The sequence below is a fragment of the Methylomonas sp. MgM2 genome (genome assembly GCF_054172045.1).
This window is the reverse complement of record NZ_JBSYXO010000094.1, coordinates 1-1,254: the sequence shown is the minus strand read 5'-3', so window position 1 is coordinate 1,254 and position 1,254 is coordinate 1. Positions and strand designations below refer to the sequence as shown.

Here is a 1,254-nt window from a genome sequence, read left to right as displayed (position 1 = left end):
ATTTCCTCGGGCCCGGCTTCGGCGTCGAGTGGTGGCGCATCCAGATTTGCGCCGAGCCGTTCCGCGGCCATGGAGAATTGTGCCAACGGGGCGGTTACTTTGCGCGCGGCCCATACGCCCAGTCCCGCGATGCCCGCGACCAGAAGACCAGATGCCAATACCAGTCGCAATGTCCAAAGTCCGCTGATCTGCCGGTTCGCGATCACGAAATGTAGCCAACTATGGTCCGACAACGCGACCCATGCCTCGGCCGGCGCCGTTTCGGGCATGATCGGTAGCGTAGAGGTTGGTGCATCGGCCGGGTAACCGGTTCGGACCCGATCGGCGTCTGGTATTTTTGAAAAAACCCGGATATCCCGCGCCAGATGGCGGGTCATGCTGTCCTGGCGCAGCGGCGGCGGGGTTTCGGTTAAGGACCAAGCCACCGATAGGCCGATTTGGTTCAAAGGTGGAAGCCAGGCCGGACGAGCGTCCGGCGGCGCGTAGTCCATTATGGCGACGATCGCGGCGATGCGGTGCAGGTTGCCGGCCGTCTCATTCCAACCCTTACCATGAAAAATATCCAACATATAAATCGATGCGCTGCCGGTCGCCGTCAGTATCAGGCCGACAAACAACAGGCCGATGATTCTGCCGGTCAGGGTGTCGGCTAACCGTGGGAACCGGCCGTTTCGTTTCATGGTTCGCGCACGACACGAGGTTGAAAGACATAACCGCCGCCGCGCACGGTTTTGATCAGCGCGGGCTGGTTCGGATCGGTTTCGATCTTGCGCCGCAATCGGCTCAATTGCACGTCGATGCTGCGGTCGAACGCCGTTGCCGCTCGTCCGCGCGTCAAATCCAGTAACTGATCGCGATTCAAAATCCGCTGCGGCCGCTGTGCGAAGGCGACCAACAAATCGAACTCGCCGCCGGTCAATGGCATCAGCACGCCTTCGGGCGAATACAGTTCGCGTTTGGCCAAATCAATGCGCCAGCCCTCGAACAGCAGCGTATTGCCGGCAGTCCGGGATAGGTCGGACCCGCTGCCGGTGCGGCGCAACACGGCCTTGATGCGGGCCAGCAGTTCGCGCGGATTGAACGGTTTGGCCAAATAATCGTCGGCGCCCATTTCCAAGCCGACGATGCGGTCTATGTCTTCGGCCAGTGCCGTCAACATGATGATGGGGATAGTCGATGTGCTCCGCAGCCGCCGGCACAGTGCCAGGCCGTCTTCACCGGGCAGCATCAAATCGAGCACGATCAGGTCGAAGC

2 protein-coding genes are annotated in these 1,254 nt (G+C 61.0%); both read right to left on the bottom strand.

The window, feature by feature from the left end; genetic code table 11:
• Positions 1 to 680 (bottom strand): hypothetical protein (locus ACW73I_RS23020; protein WP_458031845.1); only part of this gene is annotated, 680 nt, incomplete at its 3' end.
• Positions 677 to 1,254, bottom strand: a 578-nt coding sequence (locus ACW73I_RS23015) for a winged helix-turn-helix domain-containing protein (RefSeq protein ID WP_458031844.1), incomplete at its 5' end; no start/stop codon positions are given. The genes ACW73I_RS23020 and ACW73I_RS23015, both read right to left, overlap by 4 nt.